Below are 17,585 nucleotides of genomic sequence, written 5' to 3'. Positions count from 1 at the left end.
CCCGGCGGCATCGGCTACGGCGAGACCATTCCGCCGTTGACGTTCAGCGTCTCGCCGACCACGTAGCTCGACTCCGCCGAGGCGAGGAAGACGTAGGCGGGCGCCTGCTCGGCCGGCTGCGCCGCGCGGCCCATCGGCGCCTCGCTCGAGCCGAACTCGGGCAGGCTCTCGGGGTCGACGCCCGCGGTCACCTGCAGCACCGACCAGGTCGGACCCGGCGCGACGACGTTCACCCGGATGCCCTTCGCCGCGAGCTGCTGCGCGAGCCCCTTCGACAGGTTGTTGATCGCGCCCTTCGTCATGGCGTAGTCGAGCCGGTCCGGCGCGGGGGAGTGCGCCTCCGCGGAGGCCGTGTTGATGATCGTCGAGCCCGCGGGGAGGTGCGGGAGCGCCGCCTTGATGATGCGGAACGGCGCGAAGACGTTGATCGCGAACGTCGTCTCGAACTGCTCGTCGCTGAGCTCGAGGACGTCGTCCTGCCAGACCTGCTTGCCGGCGACGTTGACGACCGTGTCGAGGCCGCCGAGCCCCTCGACGGCCTTCGCCACGAGGTCCCGGCAGTACTGCGCGTCGGTCAGGTCGCCCGGGATCGTCACGGCGGTGCGGCCGGCCGCGCGGATCAGCTCGACGACGTGCTGCGCGTCCTCCTCCTCGTCGGGGAGGTAGGCGAGCGCGATGTCCGCGCCCTCGCGGGCGAAGGCGATCGCGACCGCCGCGCCGATGCCGGAGTCGGCGCCCGTGATCAGCGCGCGCCGCCCGGTCAGGCGGCCGGTGCCGCGGTAGCTGTCCTCGCCGAGGTCCGGGACCGGGGTCATCCGCGACTGGAGGCCGGGCTCGGGCTGCTGCTGCACCGGCGGCGTGACGTTCGGGTACTGCGTGGCGGGGTTGGTGAAGGTGTACTGGTCGGGCATGGGGTCCTCCGGGGTCGTCGAGCGGGCGGGGCGCCGTCGTTCCGCGGCACCGGCTCTTCTCGACGCTAGCCGCGGCCCGCGTGCCGGCGGAGGAGCTTGACGGCCGCCCTAGTCGTACTGCGGCGTCTGCCGTCCACCCCCGGGCGATACGGTCGTAGTCATGCCGTCCCGCCCCGTCTCCGCCGCGAAGCGCCGCCTGGCCATCTCGGCCTTCATGCTCGTCTTCGGCATCGGGATGGCCTCCTGGGTCGTGCGGACCCCGGCGGTCCGCGACCTGCTCGCCGCGTCGACCGCCGAGATGGGGCTCGTCCTGCTCGGCCTCTCGGTCGGCTCGATGAGCGGAGTCCTGTCCTCCGCCGCCGTCGTCCGCCGGCAGGGGGTGCGCTTCACCGTCGTGATCGGCGGCGCCTCCTTCGTCACCGGCATCGCGCTGACCGGCGTCTTCGCCGAGCTCTCCACCCCGTTCGGCGTCGCGGCGGGCCTCGCCCTCGTCGGCTTCGGGATCGGCATCTCCGAGATCGCGCTCAACGTGGAGGGAGCGGCGCTCGAGACGCTCACCGGCCGCTCGGTGCTGCCCGCGCTGCACGGCTTCTACAGTCTCGGCACCGTCACCGGCGCGGTCGCGGGCATCGGCCTGACGGCGATCGACTTCCCCGTGGTCTGGCAGCTCGTCGGAGTCGCGGTCGTCGCGCTCGCGCTGCTGCTCACCGTCATCCGCTCCATCCCGGTCGAGACCGGTCGGGTCGAGCGCGCCGTCGCCGGCGCTCCCCGCGAGAAGGTCCGCTCGACGCCGGTCTGGCAGCAGCCGCGCGTGCTGATGCTCGGCCTGATCGTGCTCGCCCTGGCGCTGGCCGAGGGGTCGGCGACCGACTGGCTGCCGCTGCTCATGGTCGACGGCCACGGCGTCTCCGCCACCGTCGGCACCGTGGTGTTCACCGCCTTCGCCGCGGCGATGACCGTCGGCCGCTTCCTCGGCACCCCCCTGCTGGCCCGCTTCGGCAAGGCGACCGTGCTGCTGGCGAGCACCCTCGTCTCGGCGGTCGGGATCGGCATCGTCGTCTTCGCCGACAACGCCGTCGTGGCCGGCGCGGCCGTCGTCCTCTGGGGCCTGGGCGCGGCCCTCGGCTTCCCGGTCACGCTCTCCGCCGCGGGCGAGAGCGAGGACCCGACCTCCGCCGTCGCCGCCGTCGCGACCGCCGGCTACATCGCCTTCCTCGTCGGCCCGCCCCTGCTCGGCTTCCTCGGCGAGCACTTCGGCCTCCGCGGCGCGATGGCCGTCGTCCTCGTGCTGGTCGCCCTCGCCTCGCTGCTCACCTCGGCCGCGAAGCCCCGCGTCCCGCGCGAGCCCGTCCCGGCCTGACCGGCGCGCCCTCGGCCGCCGATCGCTCCGCGAACCATGCCGATCGCGTTACCCGCGGAGCGGGCCCGTGCAAATGGATCGAGGACCCCGCAGCGGGCCCGCCCATGCTGATCGACCAGCCCGCCGAGCGGCTCTGCCCATGCTGATCGAGTAGCCCGCGGAGCGGGCGTATCGAGATCCACCACCGTCAGCACCTGAGTCTGCAGACCCGCCCTGCCGGTGACGACGGGTCTCGATACGCCCCTGCGGGGCTACTCGACCAGCAAAGGCTGCGGGCAGCTCTTCCAAGTGGATCCGCCGGCAGGCTCGGCCTCAGGCCGTCGCGTCCGCGACCACCCAGGGGAAGGCCTCGGCCTTCGAGCGGGCGCCCTGGCGGGCCTTCGAGCGGTTCGGCTCCTCGACGTCGGCGAGCAACCGCTCGGACTGGCGGACGAGCTCGGCGAAGCGCTCGGTGTCGAGCCAGTCAGGGCGCATCGCGAAGACGAGGTCCTCGGTGGCGGTGTTGCCGCTCGCGCCGGGAGCGAACGGGCAGCCGCCCAGACCGCCGAGCGCCCCGTCGACGACGGTCGCGCCGGCGCGGACGGCGCTCAGCGCGTTGACGACGCCGGCTCCCCAGGTGTCGTGACCGTGGAAGACGATCTCGCGCGGCGGCGTCTCGGCGGCGACCCGGGAGACGAGCGAGAACACCTGCTCGGGGTGGGCCTGGCCGAGGGTGTCGCAGATCACGACGTCCTCGGCGCCCGCCGCACGCGGGTCGTTCGCGATCGCGAGCACCCGCTCCTCCGGCACCGGGCCCTCGAAGGGGCAGGTGAAGGACGTGGCGATGCAGAGCTGGATGCGTCCGCCGACCGCGTGCGCGAGGGCGACGGCTTCGGGCATCGCGTCGAGGCTCGCCTCGGTGCTCCGCCCGATGTTGGCGCGGTTGTGGGAGTCGGAGGCCGAGAAGCAGTACTGGAAGTTGCGTGCGCCGGCCGCCGCTGCTCGCTCGATGTGGCGCGGGGTCGCCACCCAGACCCAGCAGTGCTCGAGCTCCTCGGCGGTCAGCGCCGCGACGACCTCGAGCGTGTTGGCCATCGGCGGCACGAGATCGCCCCGGGCGAGCGAGCCGATCTCCAGCTCGGGGACGCCGGCCGCGAGGAGCGCCCGGACCAGCTCGACCTTGCGCTCGGTCGAGAGGAGCTTGCCGGTCAGCTGCAGTCCGTCGCGGAGGGTGACGTCGCGCAGCCGGACGGTGCGGTCGGCGCCGGTCATCGGGTCTCCTCCGCTGCCGCCGCGTCGTGGATCGGCTTCCGTCCGAGCATCTCCAGGACCTCCTCGGTGTCGTGGCCCAGCGCGGGCGCGAGCGTGCGGATGGGGAGCGAGCGGTCGCCGAGCACCGGGACGATGCCGGGGAAGCCGACGCCCTCGATGATCCCGGCGCCCGTGTCGACGTCGAACTTCTGGATCATGCCGCGGGCCGCGTACTGCTCGTTCGTGCTGATGTCGGCGGCGGTGAGGATCGGGCCCGACGGCACGCCGCGCTCGTCGAGGATCGCGAGTGCCGCGTCCGAGGTCGTCGTGGCGGTCCAGGCGCCGATCGCGGCGTCGAGCTCGTCGCGGCGGCGCCAGCGGCCGTCGTTGGTGAGCAGGTCCGGATCCTCGGCCAGGTCGGCGCGGTCGATGATGGCCATCAGCCGCTGGAAGATCGCGTCGCCGTTGGCCGCGACCACGATGCTCGAGCCGTCGCCGCAGACGTAGGCGTTCGTCGGCGCGATGCCCTCCATCCGGCCGCCGACGCGCTCCCGGACGATGCCGTGCGCCTGGTAGTCGGGGATGAGCGACTCCATCATCGAGAACATCGCCTCGTTCAGCGCGACGTCGATCACCCGCTCGACCAGCGGTGCCGGGCCGAGTCCGGCGGCGCGGCGGGTCTCGCGCTGGAAGAGCGCCATCATCACCCCGTATCCGGCGTAGAGGCCGGCGATGGAGTCGCCGATCGAGACGCCGACGCGGACGGGCGGGCGGTCCGGATCGCCGACCAGCTCGCGGAAGCCGCCCATCGCCTCGGCGACCGCCGCGAAGCCCGGCCGGCTGGAGAGCGGACCGGTCTGGCCGAACGCCGAGATGCGGCCGATGACCAGCTCGGGGTTCGCCTCGTTCAGCACGTCCGGTCCGATGCCCCAGCGCTCGAGGGTGCCCGGACGGAAGTTCTCGAGGACGACGTCGCACTCGGCGGCGAGCCCGCGGACGGCGTCGCAGCCCTCCTCCGTGCGCAGGTCGAGCGCGACCGAGCGCTTGCTGCGGTTGAGGGTGTGGAAGAGCATCGACGTCGTCGATCCGGAGTGCAGCCGCCACTTGCGCAGCTCGTCGCCCGTGCCGGGGCGCTCGACCTTGATCACGTCGGCGCCGAAGTCGGCGAGCAGGCGGCCCGCGGTGGGGGCGGCGATGAAATTGCCCAGCTCGAGCACGCGGACGCCGGCGAGCGGAGCGGGAGAGGGAGTCGGAGCGGAGGGAGGTGCGGTGGTCATCACGGCCTTTCGGTCTCCACGAGCGTGCCATGGATCCCGCGCGCCGTCGCCGTCCGGCGCCGGAGACGCCACTCCTCCCCAACGGTGCGGATCGCGGAGCTCTCCACAGTTCGCTCCCGTGGCCCTCTGCCGTGTGGAGGCGAGCAGTACTTTCCTCCCGATGGGGCTGGACCACCGCCCCGGCGCAGGCCCCACGCCACGTCCTCCGGCGCTGATCCGGCTCGGCACCCCTCCCTCGGAAAGGCACGAACGATGACCCACCCCCACGACGAGCTGCCCCTGCGCATCACCGAGCGCTTCGACCTGCCCGACGGCCGGGTCGCGGTCAGCGCCTGGTCGGCCCGCGATCCCGAGCAGCTGGAGCAGCAGCTCCGTACCCGGGCCGGCCGCGCCGACCCGGAGCGCGAGCCCGGCCGACGCCTGCACCTCGTCCGCCCGCCGCTCGTGCGCATCGAGGAGCGGATCGACGGCGTCCTCCAGCCGATCGACCCGCTGCAGCGCGCGGTGGTCGACGTCCGCTGGCGCACGGCGCTGACCCGCTCGCGTCGACCTGCCCGGCTGCGCCGACTCGTCGGCCCCCGTGACCTCCCCACGACCGAGCCCCCATCGGACGTCGCCCGCTGGACCGAGCGGCGCCCGCCGGGGGAGCACCCGGCCGACGGAGAGGAGGCCCCGCTCAGCCCTTGACCGCCCCGGAGTTCGTACGCTTCGCCATGCTCGCTTCGCCGACCGTGTGGCGCCGACAGGCGGAGTGGCCCGACGCGAAGAGCGGGCAGAGCGGCCGTCAAGATCGGCTCGCTCTGCCCGCTCTCGTGGGGCCTGGGTGGAATGTCTCACTCGAACCGTGGCCTACTTGAGCAAGGAGGTGACAGTGTCTTCAGCGTCCCCACCGCCTGAAGTGACCGAAAGCGCCGACGCCGGTCCCGAGGAGGCCTACGGCGGTGAGGAAGATCCACCAGCTCGGCTTGCACTCCGCGGCGGCGGAGAACATGAACCCTCTTCCGGTTCTACTGCCCACGCCGACGGAATTCGACGAAAGCGCTGTACCCGGTCGTGAGCAGCATGATCCCGAAGAGAACGATCCACCACGCGGGTCGGTTCTCGGCGGCGGCGAGGAAGACGAACAGGCTGCCGATCGCGAACATGGTGAGAGCGAACGGCGAACTGTTCCTCTTCTCAGGAGTCAAAGCAGGCCTGCTTTATCGAGATCACCCCGGCCAGTTCCAGGACCAGATCGCCGGCGGCGTTGATGATCGCCTGCCGCCGCTTCTCCGCGTTGGAGGTGGTCTTCCATGCGCGATAAATCACCTCGAAGGCTTTCTGAATGTTTCCGAACCGGGACACCAGGGAGGCGACCTTGTTCGCAATGTTCGCGTTCACTGCCACGGCACCGGCCACTGCGGCCACACACGCGGCTCACCCCCAGGCGTCGCTCGGGTCGGCGATCACGGGGAAGGCAGTCGCCTCGTCGAACTCCACCGTCTGGACGAGGGTGTTCCCGTCCAGGGTGAAACTCGTGCCGACAGGACTGCCCAGGGCGTCGTAGGCCCAGGGGATCTCGTAGCCACCGAGCAGATCACCCGCGGCCGATAGGACGGCGACCGACCCGTCGGGCTCGACGGTCGCGCTGGCGCCGGCGGGAAGCGAGAGGGGGAAGCGGTAATCGTGGGCCGCATCGGCGGAGTCCACCTGGATCAGCGTCTGCGTGCCCTTCTCCGTCGCATAGCTGCTGATCGCTGCGTCACCGAGGGTCGTCGTCAGCACCGGCTCGCCTGCTCCGTCGAAGAGACCGTCCGGGAGAGTGCCCGGGTCGACCACCGCGGAGGACGACACCGCGCCGGGGAGGGTGATGCCCACGGATACCGCTCCGGCGTCGGTCACCACAGTGGTGGTCGCGGGAACGACCTCGGTCGAGAAGTCGGCCGCCGGAGATGGTTCAGTTCTCTCGACTCTAGGGATCGCCTGCGCTGGACTCGCTGCGGCGAGGACGACCGCTGCCGCGATCACACTCGACATGACGACGGTGAAGACCGTTCTGTGATTCTTCTGCATGACCATTAGCTGCACTCCTTCGTGACTGAATGACCGAGGTCTTCGAGCCTGCGAAGAGACTTCGGTCCCGCCCTTCGCGGTTGATCAGGAAGAATACGAGGATGTTTCGCCTTGTGCGGCCGTGATCATGCTCCGCCGGTTATTCGTGCATCTGCGAGGCGACCGAGGCCTCCCGCGCAGTGGTCGATCTCTCCGCCACGCAGTCGTCGCCGTCGACGCAGTGCCGGCGGAATCCGCAGGACCGCGGGCATCGGCGGGTCTCGAGTGTGGCGAGGCCCCCTCGCTTGAAGGCGGTGCTGCGGCGCGTCGAGACGGGCCCGATACTTCGCGCCACGGAAGGTGGCGGCGCAGGATGCGGCAGGGAGGTCATCGGGAGGGAGGCCGACGGCGGTCGTCACTGTCCAGCGGACATCGGAGGCGGCGAGTGTCGCTGGAGCAGGGCGCTTCGTCGGCGCGGCGCGGAACGCGCGCAGAACCGCCGCCCGACGCCTCCTCGGGGTTCCGAAGGGAGTCCGGCGGCGGCGGGACGGAGGTGAGGGCAAGCCGGCCCCGCTCAGCCCTTGACCGCTCCGGACGTCATGCCGGCGACGATCTGGCGGTTGAAGAAGATGTACATCACCAGCGGCGGGATGGTGATGAGCAGCACGTCCATGAAGAGCAGGTTCCAGGACGACACCGACTGCGAGGAGAAGTTGTAGAGCGTCAGCTGCACTGTCGCGTTGTCGTCGCCGGGCAGGAAGTACAGCGCGTAGGTGAAGTCGTTGAACACGGTCACGGCCTGCACGACGATCACCGTCACGATCACCGGCTTCAGCAGCGGCAGCACCACCGTGAAGAAGAGGCGGAAGGGACCGGCGCCGTCGATGGTCGCCGCCTCGTCCAGCTCGCGGGGGATCGTCGAGACGAAGGCGCGGAACAGGAGGATGCAGAAGGAGAGGCCGAACGCGACGTGCACCGCGATCAGGCCGGGCAGCGTCTTGAAGAGCTCGAGGCCCTGCAGGACCCAGATCGTCGGGACGACGGCGGGCGGGATGATCAGGCCGGCCAGGACGAAGCCGTTGACGAGCGGGTTCCATTTCGAGCGGCGGCGCTGGAGGACGTAGCCGACCATCGCGGCCAGGACCACCATCACCGTCACGGAGACGATCGTCAGGATCGCGCTGTTCGCGAAGGCCCGCAGCAGCACGAAGTTCCGCGCCGAGACCACCTCCTGCAGGTTCTCGAGGAACACCCACTGCGTCGGCAGGGTGAAGCCGAGCAGCGACGACTCCTGCTGCGTCTTCGCGGCCGTGAGCACGATGAAGAGGAAGGGGACGATGAAGACGAGGACGGCGAGGACGATCGCGAGGATCCCGCCGCCGTAGCGCCAGGTCCGGGAGCCGCGGCCGACACCGCGCTGGCGCACCTTCGCGCGCAGCGGGTCGTCCTGGAGCGGGGTCGGCGAGAGCGGGGCGGGCGTGAGCGGCGTGGTAGTCACAGCTCCTTGTCCTTCCGGTTGAGCCAGGCCGACAGCGGGAAGATCAGCGCTGCGACGACGAGGAAGAGGATGACGTTGCCGGCGGTCGAGAGTCCGTAGAAGCCGGCCTGGTACTGCTTGTAGTGACCGAGGCGACCACGTCGCTGGTGAAGCCCGGCCCGCCCTTGGTCATCGCCCAGATCAGGTCGAAGGAGCGCAGTCCGCCGATCAACGAGAGCAGGATCACCGTCACGGTGGCGGGGCGCAGCAGCGGCAGTGTGATGTGGCGGAAGTTGTGCCAGGCGCCGGCGCCGTCGACGCGGGCGGCCTCGAAGTAGTCCTGCGGGATCGCGACGATGCCGGCGATGTAGATGAGCGTCGCGAGTCCGACGCCCTTCCAGACGTCGACGAGTGCGACCGAGAAGAGCGCCCACTGCGGGTCGGTGAGCCAGCCCGGGCCGGCGAGGCCGATCGTCGCGAGGCCCTGGTTGATCAGGCCGTCGAACGGGTCGAGCAGCACCTTGAAGGTGATGCCGATGCCGATCGTCGACACCAGCACCGGGAAGAACACCACGCTGCGGAGGAAGCCGCGGCCGATGATCTGCGAGCTCAGCAGCACACCGAGGGCCATGCCGAGCACGATCTTCAGGCCCGAGGTGATCGCCGCGTAGATGAACGTGTTGACGAAGCCGGTCGTCAGCGCCGGGTCCTGGAAGAACTCGACGAAGTTCTCGAAGCCGATGAAGGTCGAGTCGAAGAGCGTCCAGCGGGTGAGGGAGAAGTAGAGGGAGGCGACCGTCGGGACGAGGAACAGGACCACGTAGAAGACGCCGGCCGGGAGGTAGAACCACGTCGGGTACGGGCTCTTCATGGCCTTGCGCCGTTTCGGCGGCTCGGGGGAGCGGGAGGGTTCGGAGCGCCGGGCCGGGCGCTTCTCCATCGTTGCGGTCATCAGATCTCCGTCGATCGGCCGGGGGGAGGGTGGGAGGGCGGTGCGCCCGGGGGAAGGGGCCGGGAGCGGAGGGGCTGCCTCCGCTCCCGGCCCCCGCGGCTCACCAGCCGTCGAGGCCGAGCTGCTTGGCCTGCTTCGTGACGTCGTCGTCGTACTGCTGAGCACCCTCCGCGGCGGGCGTGATGCCCGAGCCGACGGCGACGGTGATCTGCTCGAGCGCCGGTCCCTTGATCGGCGAGAGGAACTCGAGCGCGAGGCCCGTGTCACCGCTGTCGAAGTAGGGCTGCATGTCCGACACGAGGGCGGGCACGTCGTCGGGCAGCGTGCAGCCGTCGATCACGAACGGACCCTGGGGCGCCGCGATCTCGCTCTGGATGTCGCAGCTCTCGGGGGTGACCAGGAAGGCCATCAGCTTCTTGGCGCTCTCGAGCTTCGCGCCCTCGGTCGACTTGGGCACGTAGACCGCGTTGGGCTGCCAGACGGTCAGCGGGTTGGAGTCGGCCGACTCGCCGGGCAGCGGGAAGAGGCCGACCTTGTCGAGCGAGTCCGGGTAGTTCTGGATCAGCGGGCCGGCCGCGAAGGTCAACATCGGGTACTGCGCGCCCTCGCCGGTCGCGACCATGCGGACGCCGTCGTCGTAGGTGGCCGAGGCGTAGTCCTCGTTCACCAGTCCCGACTCGGCGACCTGCTGCAGGTGCTCGAAGCCGGCCAGCGCGGGCTCGTCGACGTACTTGGCCTCGTTGGCCGTGTACTGGGTCGCCCACTCCGGGTCCTGCTCCAGCACGTTGGCGAAGTCGCCGAGCACGAAGAGCTGCGACGTCCAGGTGTCGCCGTAGGTCTGGATGATCGGCGCGACGTCGCCGGCGGCCTTGATCTTCTCGCTGTTCGCGATGAACTCGTCCCAGGTCTTCGGCACGGTCAGGCCGAGCGAGCTGTAGACGTCCTTGTTGTAGAGGACCGCGCCGCCCATCGCCTGGCCGAGCGGGACGCCGTAGAGGTCCGAGTCGGTCGAGACCACGGTGCGGAAGCCCTCGTCGAGCGAGTCGACCCACGCCTCGTCCGAGAGCGGCGCGAGGTTCTGGTCGGGGTTCAGCGCCTGGAAGAGCGAGCCCGAGTTGTAGGCGAAGACGTCGTTCATCTCGCCGGTGGCGAGGCGCGTCTTGACCAGGTTGTCGCCCTCGCTGCCCTGCGGCCGGGTCTCGATGTCGAGGGTGATGCCGTCGTTCTCCTCCTCGAACTTCGTCTTCAGCGCGTCCCAGAGCTCGACGGTCGCCGTCTGGTTGTCGATGAGCACGCTCAGCGTGGAGCCGTCGGCGGAATCGCCTCCTCCTCCTCCGGTGCTGCAGCCGGTGAGCGCGAGAGCGAGTGCCGCTCCTCCTGCGCCGAGGGCGAGCACTGCTCGCCGGTTCTGTCGGGTCGACATCACTACCTCCATGTAGGGACAACTTCTTCGTTGCGGGGGTGCCCGGGGGCTGTCGTCCTGCTCGCCGGACCGTTCGGAAGGCCGGGCCGCGGGGCGACGCAGGGAGAACCTACGTCCGTGTCGTGAAACGTGTCAACGAAATCGGGCAAATTCGTGGATCGATCTACACGATCGGGAATGAACCGTTACAGTGGCGTTCGCGGAGGCCCCGATCGGGGCGCCGTCAGAGCACGGCAGCACGGCAGCACGGCAGCACGGCAGCACGGCAGCAGCGACAGCGCGAGGAGGCGATGATGAGCTCGATGGAGACAGGCCACAGCGGCCCCGCGACGATCCAGGACGTCGCGCTGCACGCCGGCGTCTCGCGGGCAGCGGTCTCCAAGGTCATCCGCAACGCTTACGGTGTCAGCGCCTCGATGCGGGAGCGGGTCACCGCCGCGATCGAGGAGCTCGACTACCGGCCCAGCGTCGCGGCTCGCGCCATGCGCGGCGCCAGCTTCACCATCGGCGTCGAGGTCCCCTCGCTCGGCAACTCCTTCTTCAACCGCATCGTCACCGGCGCCTCCGCGGCGCTCGAGGGCAGCCGCTACCAGCTGATCGTCGCTCCCGCGCAGAGCGACTCCGGCGAGGGCTTCCGTGCGATCGAGGCGCTCTTCGACCGCCAGGTCGACGGGATGATCGCCGTCTCGCCGATGGTCGAGCCCGCCTGGCTCGAGCGGCTGGCCGCCCGCACGCCGATCGTGATGCTCGGCCGGCACGACGACTCCACCGGCTACGACACCGTCACCAACGACGACGTCGCGGGGACCGACCTCGTCCTCGATCATCTGCTGGAGCTCGGGCACCGCCGCATCGCGCACCTCACCATCAGCGACGACATCACCAGCCGGGTGGCCGCAGCGCCGCACTCGGTGCGCCTCGTCCGGTACCGCGAGCGGATGGTGTCGGCCGGTCTCGCGGACGAGCTGCAGGTCGTCCACCTCGGCACGGAGCGCCTCGACGCCTACGAGCGCTCGCTCGAGCTCCTCCGCTCGCCCGACCGGCCGACCGCCGTCTTCGCGGGCAACGACGCGCTCGCCCTCGACGCGCTCTGGGCGCGCGACGAGCTCGGGCTCACCGCGGCCGACGTCGCGATCGTCGGCTACGACGACATCGAGGTCGCCGGCCACCCCGGGATCTCGCTGACGACCGTCGACCAGTCGGGCGAGGAGCTCGGCGACCGCGCTGTGCGCCTCCTGCTCGAGCGCCTCGAGGGCCGGACCGAGCCGGTGCACTTCCAGCTCACCCCCGTGCTGCGCATCCGCTCCTCCTCCGCGCCGGGCACCCCGCGCCACCGGCCGACCGCCCGCGACCACCCCTGACACCCCGACCACTCCGACCATCCCGACCACCCCGACCACTCCTGACAGAAGGACGATGATGACCGACTGGACCGCCCGCTTCACGGCGCCCGCCGCCGCCCTGGACGCCGCCCCGCTGCTCCGCCGCGAGACCGCCCTCGAGACCGGGCACGGGGACGTCGTCTCCGCGACCCTCCGCCTCTCGGCGCTGGGCATCGTCGAGGCCTGGATCGACGGCGAGCCCGTCTCGGACGAGCTCTTCACCCCAGGCTGGACGAGCTACGAGTGGCGCCTGCGCTACTCCGAGCACGACGTCACGAGCCTGATCTCCGGCGACTCCGTGGTGCTCGCCCTCGCGCTGGGCGACGGCTGGTACCGCGGCCGCCTGACCTGGGGCGAGGGCGCCGAGCCCTACGGCGCCGAGATCGCCGGCTTCGCCGAGCTGCGGATCACCTTCGCGGACGGCGCCGAGCAGGTCGTCGCGACCGACGACTCCTGGCGCGCCGCGACCGGATCGACGACCGCCGACAGCATCTACGACGGCCAGGACATCGACGCCCGCCTCGAGCCGCAGGGCTGGAGGAGCGCCGGCTTCGACGACTCCGCCTGGACGCCCACCCGCGAGGTCGACGTCGACCTGTCGAAGCTCGAGCCCTACATCGCGCCGCCGGTCCGCCGTCTGCGCGAGGTCGCGCCGCAGAAGATCTGGACGAGCCCGTCCGGCCGCACCCTCGTCGACTTCGGCGAGAACCTCGTCGGCTGGCTGCGCGTCGAGGTCACCGGCCCGGGGGGGAGCGTCGTCACACTGCGCCACGCCGAGGTCCTCGAGGACGACGAGCTGGGCGTCCGCCCGCTGCGCGAGGCGAAGGCCACCGACCGCTTCACCCTCTCGGGCGGCGCGGACGTCTTCGAGCCGACCCTCACCTTCCACGGCTTCCGCTATGCCGAGGTCGAGGGCTGGCCCGGAGCGGAGATCGCCGACGGCGCCCTCACCGCGGTCGTCGTCTCCAGCGACCTGCGCCGGATCGGCACCTTCCGCAGCTCCGACGACCTCGTCAACCAGCTGCACGACAACGTCTACCGCGGCATGGTCGGCAACTTCCTCGACGTGCCGACCGACTGCCCGCAGCGCGACGAGCGCCTCGGCTGGACCGGCGACATCGCCGCCTTCGCCTCGACCGCCGTCTACCTCGCCGACGCCGAGGACTTCCTCCGCGACTGGCTGCGCGACCTCGCCCTCGAGCAGGCGCACCACGACGGCGCCGTCCCGTTCGTCGTGCCGGACGTGCTGAAGCGCCGCGCGGCCGAGACCAGCTTCCCTCCCATGGACTCCACTGCGCTCTGGAGCGACGCCGCGGCCTGGGTGCCGTGGGCGGTCTGGGAGGCCTACGGCGAGCCGGTCGTGCTCGAGGAGTCGTTCGCGTCGATGGCCTCACACGCCCGCCGGGTGCGCTCGAAGCTCTCCGACTCGGGGGTCTGGGACACCGGCTTCCAGTTCGGCGACTGGCTCGACCCCGACGCCGCGCCCGACAAGCCCGCCGACGCGAAGGCCGACACCGGCGTCGTCGCCACGGCCTGCGCCTACCGCACGGCCCGCATCGTCGCCGAGAGCGCCGCCGTGCTCGGCCGCACCGAGGACGCGCAGGAGTTCACCGAGATGGCGGCGCAGCTGCGCGAGGCCTTCCGCGCGAAGTACGTCGCGGACCAGCGCGTCTTCAGCGACTGCACCACCGTCTACTCCCTCGCGATCGTCTTCGGCCTGCTCGACGACGACGAGCTCGGCTGGGCCGGCGACCGCCTCGCCGAGCTGGTCGCCGAGAGCGGCTACACGATCTCCACCGGCTTCGCGGGCACGCCCTTCATCACCGACGCGCTCTCCTCGACCGGCCACATCGACGCCGCGTACCGCCTGCTGCTGCAGCGCGAGTGCCCGTCCTGGCTGTACCCGGTGACGATGGGCGCGACCACGGTCTGGGAGCGCTGGGACTCGATGCTGCCCGACGGCACCATCAACCCCGGCGAGATGACGAGCTTCAACCACTACGCGCTCGGCGCCGTCGCCGACTGGCTGCACCGCGTCGTCGGCGGCCTCGCGCCGCTGGAGCCCGGCTACTCCCGCCTGCTGGTCGCACCGCAGCCCGGCACCGACCTCGACTGGGCGGAGTCCACGCTCGAGACCCCGCACGGCCTGGCCTCGGTCCGCTGGGACCGCCGCGGAGACGCGATCGAGCTGGCCGTCACCGTCCCGGAGGGCGCGACCGCCGTCGTCCGCACGGCCGGCGCCGAGGACCGCGAGCTCGCCTCGGGCGCGCACACGCTGACGCTCTGAGGGAGGAGGGCCCGACGCTTCCGAGCGTCGGGCCCTCCTCCCTCAGACCTCCGCGATGTGGTCGCGGACAAGGGTGCCGAAGCGCCCTCTCGGAACGGGCGAACCGCGGAGCATCAATTTGAGCCCGGGTGATCCGGCGATGCGCCGGAGTGCCAGTGCCGCATCGCGCCGAGCCCCGGACTGCGCATCCTCGCCGATCCGCCACCCGCCGATGTCCTCCGCACGGTGCGCATCTCTGATCTCCATCAGGTTGTAGATGTCGACGAGATCCTTCTGGGCCCGGCGCGACTCGTAGGCGAGTGCTTTGATGATCAGCGCTCGCTCGACGCCGGGGACCCGAGTCGAGAACGCGAGGTGCGTCTCGTCGAGCAGGACCGCCGTCACGCCGAGTTCGAGCGTTCCGTGCAGTGCCAGATCCAGATCGGGCGCACTGTCGAATCCCCGGCCGCCGTGCTCGGTGCTCTCGAACCTTCCCGTCAGGGACGGCACCAGGACATCGATCACCCGTGCACCCGAGGTGTAGTGGTTGCCTGCCGCCGGCGTGTATCCGAGCCCGATCAGCACGTCGTGCAGCGTCCCCTGGGCGGCGATGAGCGGGGACACCGCGGCATCCGCGTCGGCGGTCCGGCGCACGATCGATCCCGGACTCGGGTACGCACCGGAGAGAAGTGCCACCATCTGCCCGCCGACGATGCAGGCGTCTTCCATGTCGGCGATCGCGAGCGACGCGTCCTTCAGGGCGTGGAGCGCGGCGTCATCGGCTCCGGACGTCGAGGGAAGGACGACGGACCTCATCTGAACCATGCCAGCTCCTTGTCGAGGAGGTGATCAACGGCCTCGTCCACGTCGGAACCACCGGTCCGCTTCAGATCCCAGGCGGCGATGAGCGGGTCGACCGTCCTCCCGGTCGGATACCACGCGGTCGCCGTCGCCCAGAGAGTCCGGTCCGCCGGAACGACGACCCGCAGCGTGGCCTCAGGGGAATCCGTCTCCGCGAAGCCCGACGACTCCAGCGGGAGGCTGCTCTCCGCGTAGAGGACGGCGGACGTCGGGATCCTCCAGGGGGCGATCGCGTCGGCGGCGCTGTCGCCGGAGAGCAGTGCCCTCGGGCCCGACTTCCAAGCGCGTTCAGCCTGTTCGATCACCGGCCGGCTCGAGTACCAGAGCTGCGAGAGGCCGCCTGCGCCCGGATAGTCCGTGAGGAACCGCTCGAGGAGTGAGCGGGGGTCGCGCGCGATCCATCCACGGGTGGTCTTCTCCGCCAGGCCCGAGTCGGCTGCGAGCAGATTCGAGACGGTCACCTGCGAGACGCCGCACTCGCGCGCCAGGTCTGCCTGGAACCGAGGTTCGGGCGTCCTCGTCAGGACTCGCTGGAGCGCGAAGAGCGCGGAGGACACGCGCCGGTGCCCGCTGTTCGGCTGCCGATCGTCCGCTGCCGGGGTGAGTTCTTCTCCGCGAAGGATGACGACTCCATCGGTGGTGCCGAAGAGCGCCACTCGAGGATCGGCGAGCGCGACACGTCGGCTGATGCTGTTGATCCGGGGGGTCACGAATCCGATTGTCGTTCCTGCAGCCGCCGCCCCCACCTGCTGGCGCATTTCGCGCGCGGTGGGAGGACGGGACAGGAAGACGAGGCGCACATCGATCCGCGCTCCGGAGGGAGGGGTGATCTGCACGTCGCGCGGGCTGAGGATGCGCGCTGCTGCTCCTGCGTCCGAGAGCAGCTCCTGGAGCGGTATCGCAGCGTCGACTCGGGTCATGAAGGCAGGATATAACCGTTTGAACGATTCTGTTCAGAAGGTTATATCTGACTGTTTGCTGGGTGGTCCTCAACGCGTCGCGCGTCACGCTGCGACGGCGTCCTCCAGCGGGTCGGTGGGCTCGTCCGGCTCGAAGGAGTCCGGCTCGGCGAGGACCGCGACCGGCGCCAGAGGGGCCATAGCCTCGGAGTCCGCGTCGTCCCGCACCGGTGCCGCGACCTCCGCCAGGCGTACGCGCTCGACCGCTGCGATCAGCACGGCGAAGGCGACCTCGAGGGTGTCGGTGTCGCGCAGCAGGACGCGCTCGCCGGTCGCGGCGTCCAGGCGCAGGGTGCGGAAGACGGGCTGCGGCAGGTCGTCGGCGAAGGTGATCAGGCCGTGGACGACACCGGTGCGGCGGGCGCGGGCGATCCAGCGGTTGGAGTGGGTGCGGAGAAGGATCATGACCGGGACCGTCCTGGCTGCTGGTGGTGCGCGGTGAGGGGGGGGGAAGTGGATCCTCTCCGAGCATCCTGCACAGGAGCCGCGTGTGCCTGTGCTTGACAGAAGAGTCCTCGCGCGTCAGCGCACCCGGGCGCGCACACCGGCCGCTGCGCGCAGGGCCTCGACGAACTCCGGCACCACCGGATTCCCGGTGTCGCGCACGAGCACGCCGATCTCGCGGACGGCCCGCGGGTCGTCGATCGGGATCTCGCGCACGCCGTCCTCGATCGACGACGGGCTCGGCGGCAGGATCGTCAGACCGAGGCCCGCCGCGGCCAGTCCGCGCGCCGCACGGTAGTCGCCGACCTCGAAAGCCGGCTCGGGATCGTGCCCCTCGAAGGACAGCAGTCGCCGGGCCGACTCGTGCAGGCCGTAGCCGGGCGAGAGCATGATCAGGTCGAGGCCGCGCAGCTCCGCCACCGTCACGGAGCGGCGGGAGGCGAGCGGGTGCCGGTCGTCGACGACGGCGAGCAGCGGCTCCGTGTAGAGCGTGGTCGTGGTGGTGCCCGGCAGCTCCGGCGGGTCGGCGACGATCGCCAGCTCCGACTCGCCGTCGGCGACCGCCCGCAGGCACAGCGCGCGCGAGCCGTGGCGGAGGCCGAAGCCGACGCGCGGCCAGCGGCGGCGGAAGCGCCGGATCACGTCGGGCACGAAGGTCTCGCCGAGCAGGGTCTGGAAGGCGATCGCGATGCGGCCGTCCTCGAGGTCGCGGGCCTGCTGCACCTCGGTCAGGCCCGCGCGGATCAGCGCGAGGCCGTCCTGCGCGACGTCCGCGAGCCGCCGGCCGGCCTCGGTGAGCACGACGCCTCGGCCCTCGCGGCGGACCAGGGGAGCGCCGACCAGCTCCGACAGGCGCGCGAGCGAGCGGCTCGCGGTGGGCTGCGGCACGCCGAGCTCGGCGGCCGCGGCGGTGACGCTCCCGGTCTGCGCGACGGCGACGAGCGTCGGCAGCAGCCGGAGGATCGCGGGCTCATCCATGTCTGCAGCGTATAGGTCGGCACGCGACAGGCAT

At 71.1% G+C, this 17,585-nt stretch carries 17 protein-coding genes; 4 read left to right on the top strand and 13 right to left on the bottom strand.

Annotated features, from left to right (window positions below; genetic code table 11):
• Window positions 1-14 precede the first annotated feature (14 nt).
• A complete protein-coding gene (locus MT350_RS12660; protein WP_243616034.1) occupies window positions 15-911 on the bottom strand; it encodes an SDR family oxidoreductase in 897 nt (298 codons plus the stop codon).
• A gap of 160 nt (window positions 912-1,071) precedes the next feature.
• Between MT350_RS12660 and MT350_RS12655 the strand changes: the two genes are divergently transcribed.
• Complete coding sequence (locus MT350_RS12655) at window positions 1,072-2,271, top strand: MFS transporter (protein WP_243598187.1); 1,200 nt, start codon at window positions 1,072-1,074, stop codon at window positions 2,269-2,271.
• 312 nt (window positions 2,272-2,583) lie between these two features.
• Here MT350_RS12655 and MT350_RS12650 read toward each other — a convergent pair whose 3' ends face one another.
• Entirely contained in the window at window positions 2,584-3,522 is a 939-nt protein-coding gene (locus tag MT350_RS12650; protein ID WP_243598188.1) for a hydroxymethylglutaryl-CoA lyase, read from the bottom strand.
• A complete protein-coding gene (locus MT350_RS12645; protein ID WP_243598189.1) occupies window positions 3,519-4,778 on the bottom strand; it encodes a CaiB/BaiF CoA-transferase family protein in 1,260 nt (419 codons plus the stop codon). Before MT350_RS12645 ends, MT350_RS12650 begins: the two co-directional genes overlap by 4 nt.
• 252 nt (window positions 4,779-5,030) lie before the next feature.
• On the opposite strand from MT350_RS12645, the gene MT350_RS12640 reads away from it, so the two are divergent.
• A complete protein-coding gene (locus MT350_RS12640; RefSeq protein ID WP_243598190.1) occupies window positions 5,031-5,465 on the top strand; it encodes a hypothetical protein in 435 nt (144 codons plus the stop codon).
• 320 nt (window positions 5,466-5,785) lie between these two features.
• On the opposite strand, the gene MT350_RS12635 is transcribed toward MT350_RS12640, so the two are convergent.
• The 6 genes from MT350_RS12635 to MT350_RS12610 all read right to left on the bottom strand — a co-directional run bounded on the left by MT350_RS12635 (window position 5,786) and on the right by MT350_RS12610 (window position 10,661).
• Window positions 5,786-5,923 carry a hypothetical protein gene (locus tag MT350_RS12635; RefSeq protein WP_243598191.1) on the bottom strand — a complete coding sequence of 46 codons (138 nt, stop codon included), beginning with the start codon at window positions 5,921-5,923 and terminating at the stop codon, window positions 5,786-5,788.
• Window positions 5,924-5,954: 31 nt separating this feature from the next.
• A complete protein-coding gene (locus MT350_RS12630; protein WP_243598192.1) occupies window positions 5,955-6,185 on the bottom strand; it encodes a hypothetical protein in 231 nt (76 codons plus the stop codon).
• Between the two features lie 9 nt (window positions 6,186-6,194).
• On the bottom strand, window positions 6,195-6,836 hold the full coding sequence (locus MT350_RS12625) for a hypothetical protein (RefSeq protein WP_243598193.1): 642 nt from the start codon (window positions 6,834-6,836) through the stop codon (window positions 6,195-6,197).
• 547 nt (window positions 6,837-7,383) lie between these two features.
• A complete protein-coding gene (locus MT350_RS12620; protein ID WP_372487890.1) occupies window positions 7,384-8,181 on the bottom strand; it encodes a carbohydrate ABC transporter permease in 798 nt (265 codons plus the stop codon).
• Between the two features lie 169 nt (window positions 8,182-8,350).
• Complete coding sequence (locus MT350_RS12615; protein WP_308197476.1) at window positions 8,351-9,238, bottom strand: sugar ABC transporter permease; 888 nt, start codon at window positions 9,236-9,238, stop codon at window positions 8,351-8,353.
• 100 nt (window positions 9,239-9,338) lie between these two features.
• Window positions 9,339-10,661 carry an ABC transporter substrate-binding protein gene (locus tag MT350_RS12610; protein ID WP_243598194.1) on the bottom strand — a complete coding sequence of 441 codons (1,323 nt, stop codon included), beginning with the start codon at window positions 10,659-10,661 and terminating at the stop codon, window positions 9,339-9,341.
• A gap of 293 nt (window positions 10,662-10,954) precedes the next feature.
• Between MT350_RS12610 and MT350_RS12605 the strand changes: the two genes are divergently transcribed.
• Both MT350_RS12605 and MT350_RS12600 read left to right on the top strand, forming a co-directional pair.
• Window positions 10,955-12,022, top strand: a complete 1,068-nt coding sequence (locus MT350_RS12605; protein ID WP_243598195.1) for a LacI family DNA-binding transcriptional regulator — start codon at window positions 10,955-10,957, stop codon at window positions 12,020-12,022.
• Window positions 12,023-12,080: 58 nt separating this feature from the next.
• Window positions 12,081-14,330 (top strand): alpha-L-rhamnosidase, encoded by a 2,250-nt coding sequence (locus MT350_RS12600; RefSeq protein WP_243598196.1) that lies wholly within the window; start codon window positions 12,081-12,083, stop codon window positions 14,328-14,330.
• A 42-nt stretch (window positions 14,331-14,372) separates the two neighbouring features.
• Here MT350_RS12600 and MT350_RS12595 read toward each other — a convergent pair whose 3' ends face one another.
• The 4 genes from MT350_RS12595 to MT350_RS12580 form a co-directional block, all read right to left on the bottom strand.
• Window positions 14,373-15,134 carry a hypothetical protein gene (locus tag MT350_RS12595; RefSeq protein WP_243616033.1) on the bottom strand — a complete coding sequence of 254 codons (762 nt, stop codon included), beginning with the start codon at window positions 15,132-15,134 and terminating at the stop codon, window positions 14,373-14,375.
• Window positions 15,122-16,090: a hypothetical protein gene (locus MT350_RS12590; protein ID WP_243616032.1), complete on the bottom strand. Its 969-nt coding sequence runs from the start codon at window positions 16,088-16,090 to the stop codon at window positions 15,122-15,124. Before MT350_RS12590 ends, MT350_RS12595 begins: the two co-directional genes overlap by 13 nt.
• 84 nt (window positions 16,091-16,174) lie before the next feature.
• A complete protein-coding gene (locus tag MT350_RS12585; RefSeq protein WP_243598199.1) occupies window positions 16,175-16,534 on the bottom strand; it encodes a hypothetical protein in 360 nt (119 codons plus the stop codon).
• Between the two features lie 117 nt (window positions 16,535-16,651).
• Window positions 16,652-17,551, bottom strand: a complete 900-nt coding sequence (locus MT350_RS12580; protein ID WP_243598200.1) for a LysR family transcriptional regulator — start codon at window positions 17,549-17,551, stop codon at window positions 16,652-16,654.
• Window positions 17,552-17,585 lie beyond the last annotated feature (34 nt).

Source organism: Rathayibacter sp. VKM Ac-2928 (assembly GCF_022815545.1).
GTDB classification, from domain to species: Bacteria; Actinomycetota; Actinomycetes; order Actinomycetales; family Microbacteriaceae; genus Rathayibacter; species Rathayibacter festucae.
This window is presented reverse-complemented; position numbering and strand designations above follow the sequence as displayed.

Bases quoted from the DNA above. Each gene is read 5' to 3' on its own strand.
- MT350_RS12660 (WP_243616034.1), bottom strand. From the start codon at position 911: ATGCCCGACCAGTACACCTTCACCAACCCCGCCACGCAGTACCCGAAC.
- MT350_RS12655 (WP_243598187.1), top strand. From the start codon at position 1,072: ATGCCGTCCCGCCCCGTCTCCGCCGCGAAGCGCCGCCTGGCCATCTCG.
- MT350_RS12650 (WP_243598188.1), bottom strand. From the start codon at position 3,522: ATGACCGGCGCCGACCGCACCGTCCGGCTGCGCGACGTCACCCTCCGC.
- MT350_RS12645 (WP_243598189.1), bottom strand. From the start codon at position 4,778: ATGACCACCGCACCTCCCTCCGCTCCGACTCCCTCTCCCGCTCCGCTC.
- MT350_RS12640 (WP_243598190.1), top strand. From the start codon at position 5,031: ATGACCCACCCCCACGACGAGCTGCCCCTGCGCATCACCGAGCGCTTC.
- MT350_RS12635 (WP_243598191.1), bottom strand. From the start codon at position 5,923: ATGTTCGCGATCGGCAGCCTGTTCGTCTTCCTCGCCGCCGCCGAGAAC.
- MT350_RS12625 (WP_243598193.1), bottom strand. From the start codon at position 6,836: ATGGTCATGCAGAAGAATCACAGAACGGTCTTCACCGTCGTCATGTCG.
- MT350_RS12615 (WP_308197476.1), bottom strand. From the start codon at position 9,238: ATGACCGCAACGATGGAGAAGCGCCCGGCCCGGCGCTCCGAACCCTCC.
- MT350_RS12610 (WP_243598194.1), bottom strand. From the start codon at position 10,661: ATGTCGACCCGACAGAACCGGCGAGCAGTGCTCGCCCTCGGCGCAGGA.
- MT350_RS12605 (WP_243598195.1), top strand. From the start codon at position 10,955: ATGAGCTCGATGGAGACAGGCCACAGCGGCCCCGCGACGATCCAGGAC.
- MT350_RS12600 (WP_243598196.1), top strand. From the start codon at position 12,081: ATGACCGACTGGACCGCCCGCTTCACGGCGCCCGCCGCCGCCCTGGAC.
- MT350_RS12595 (WP_243616033.1), bottom strand. From the start codon at position 15,134: ATGGTTCAGATGAGGTCCGTCGTCCTTCCCTCGACGTCCGGAGCCGAT.
- MT350_RS12590 (WP_243616032.1), bottom strand. From the start codon at position 16,090: ATGACCCGAGTCGACGCTGCGATACCGCTCCAGGAGCTGCTCTCGGAC.
- MT350_RS12585 (WP_243598199.1), bottom strand. From the start codon at position 16,534: ATGATCCTTCTCCGCACCCACTCCAACCGCTGGATCGCCCGCGCCCGC.
- MT350_RS12580 (WP_243598200.1), bottom strand. From the start codon at position 17,551: ATGGATGAGCCCGCGATCCTCCGGCTGCTGCCGACGCTCGTCGCCGTC.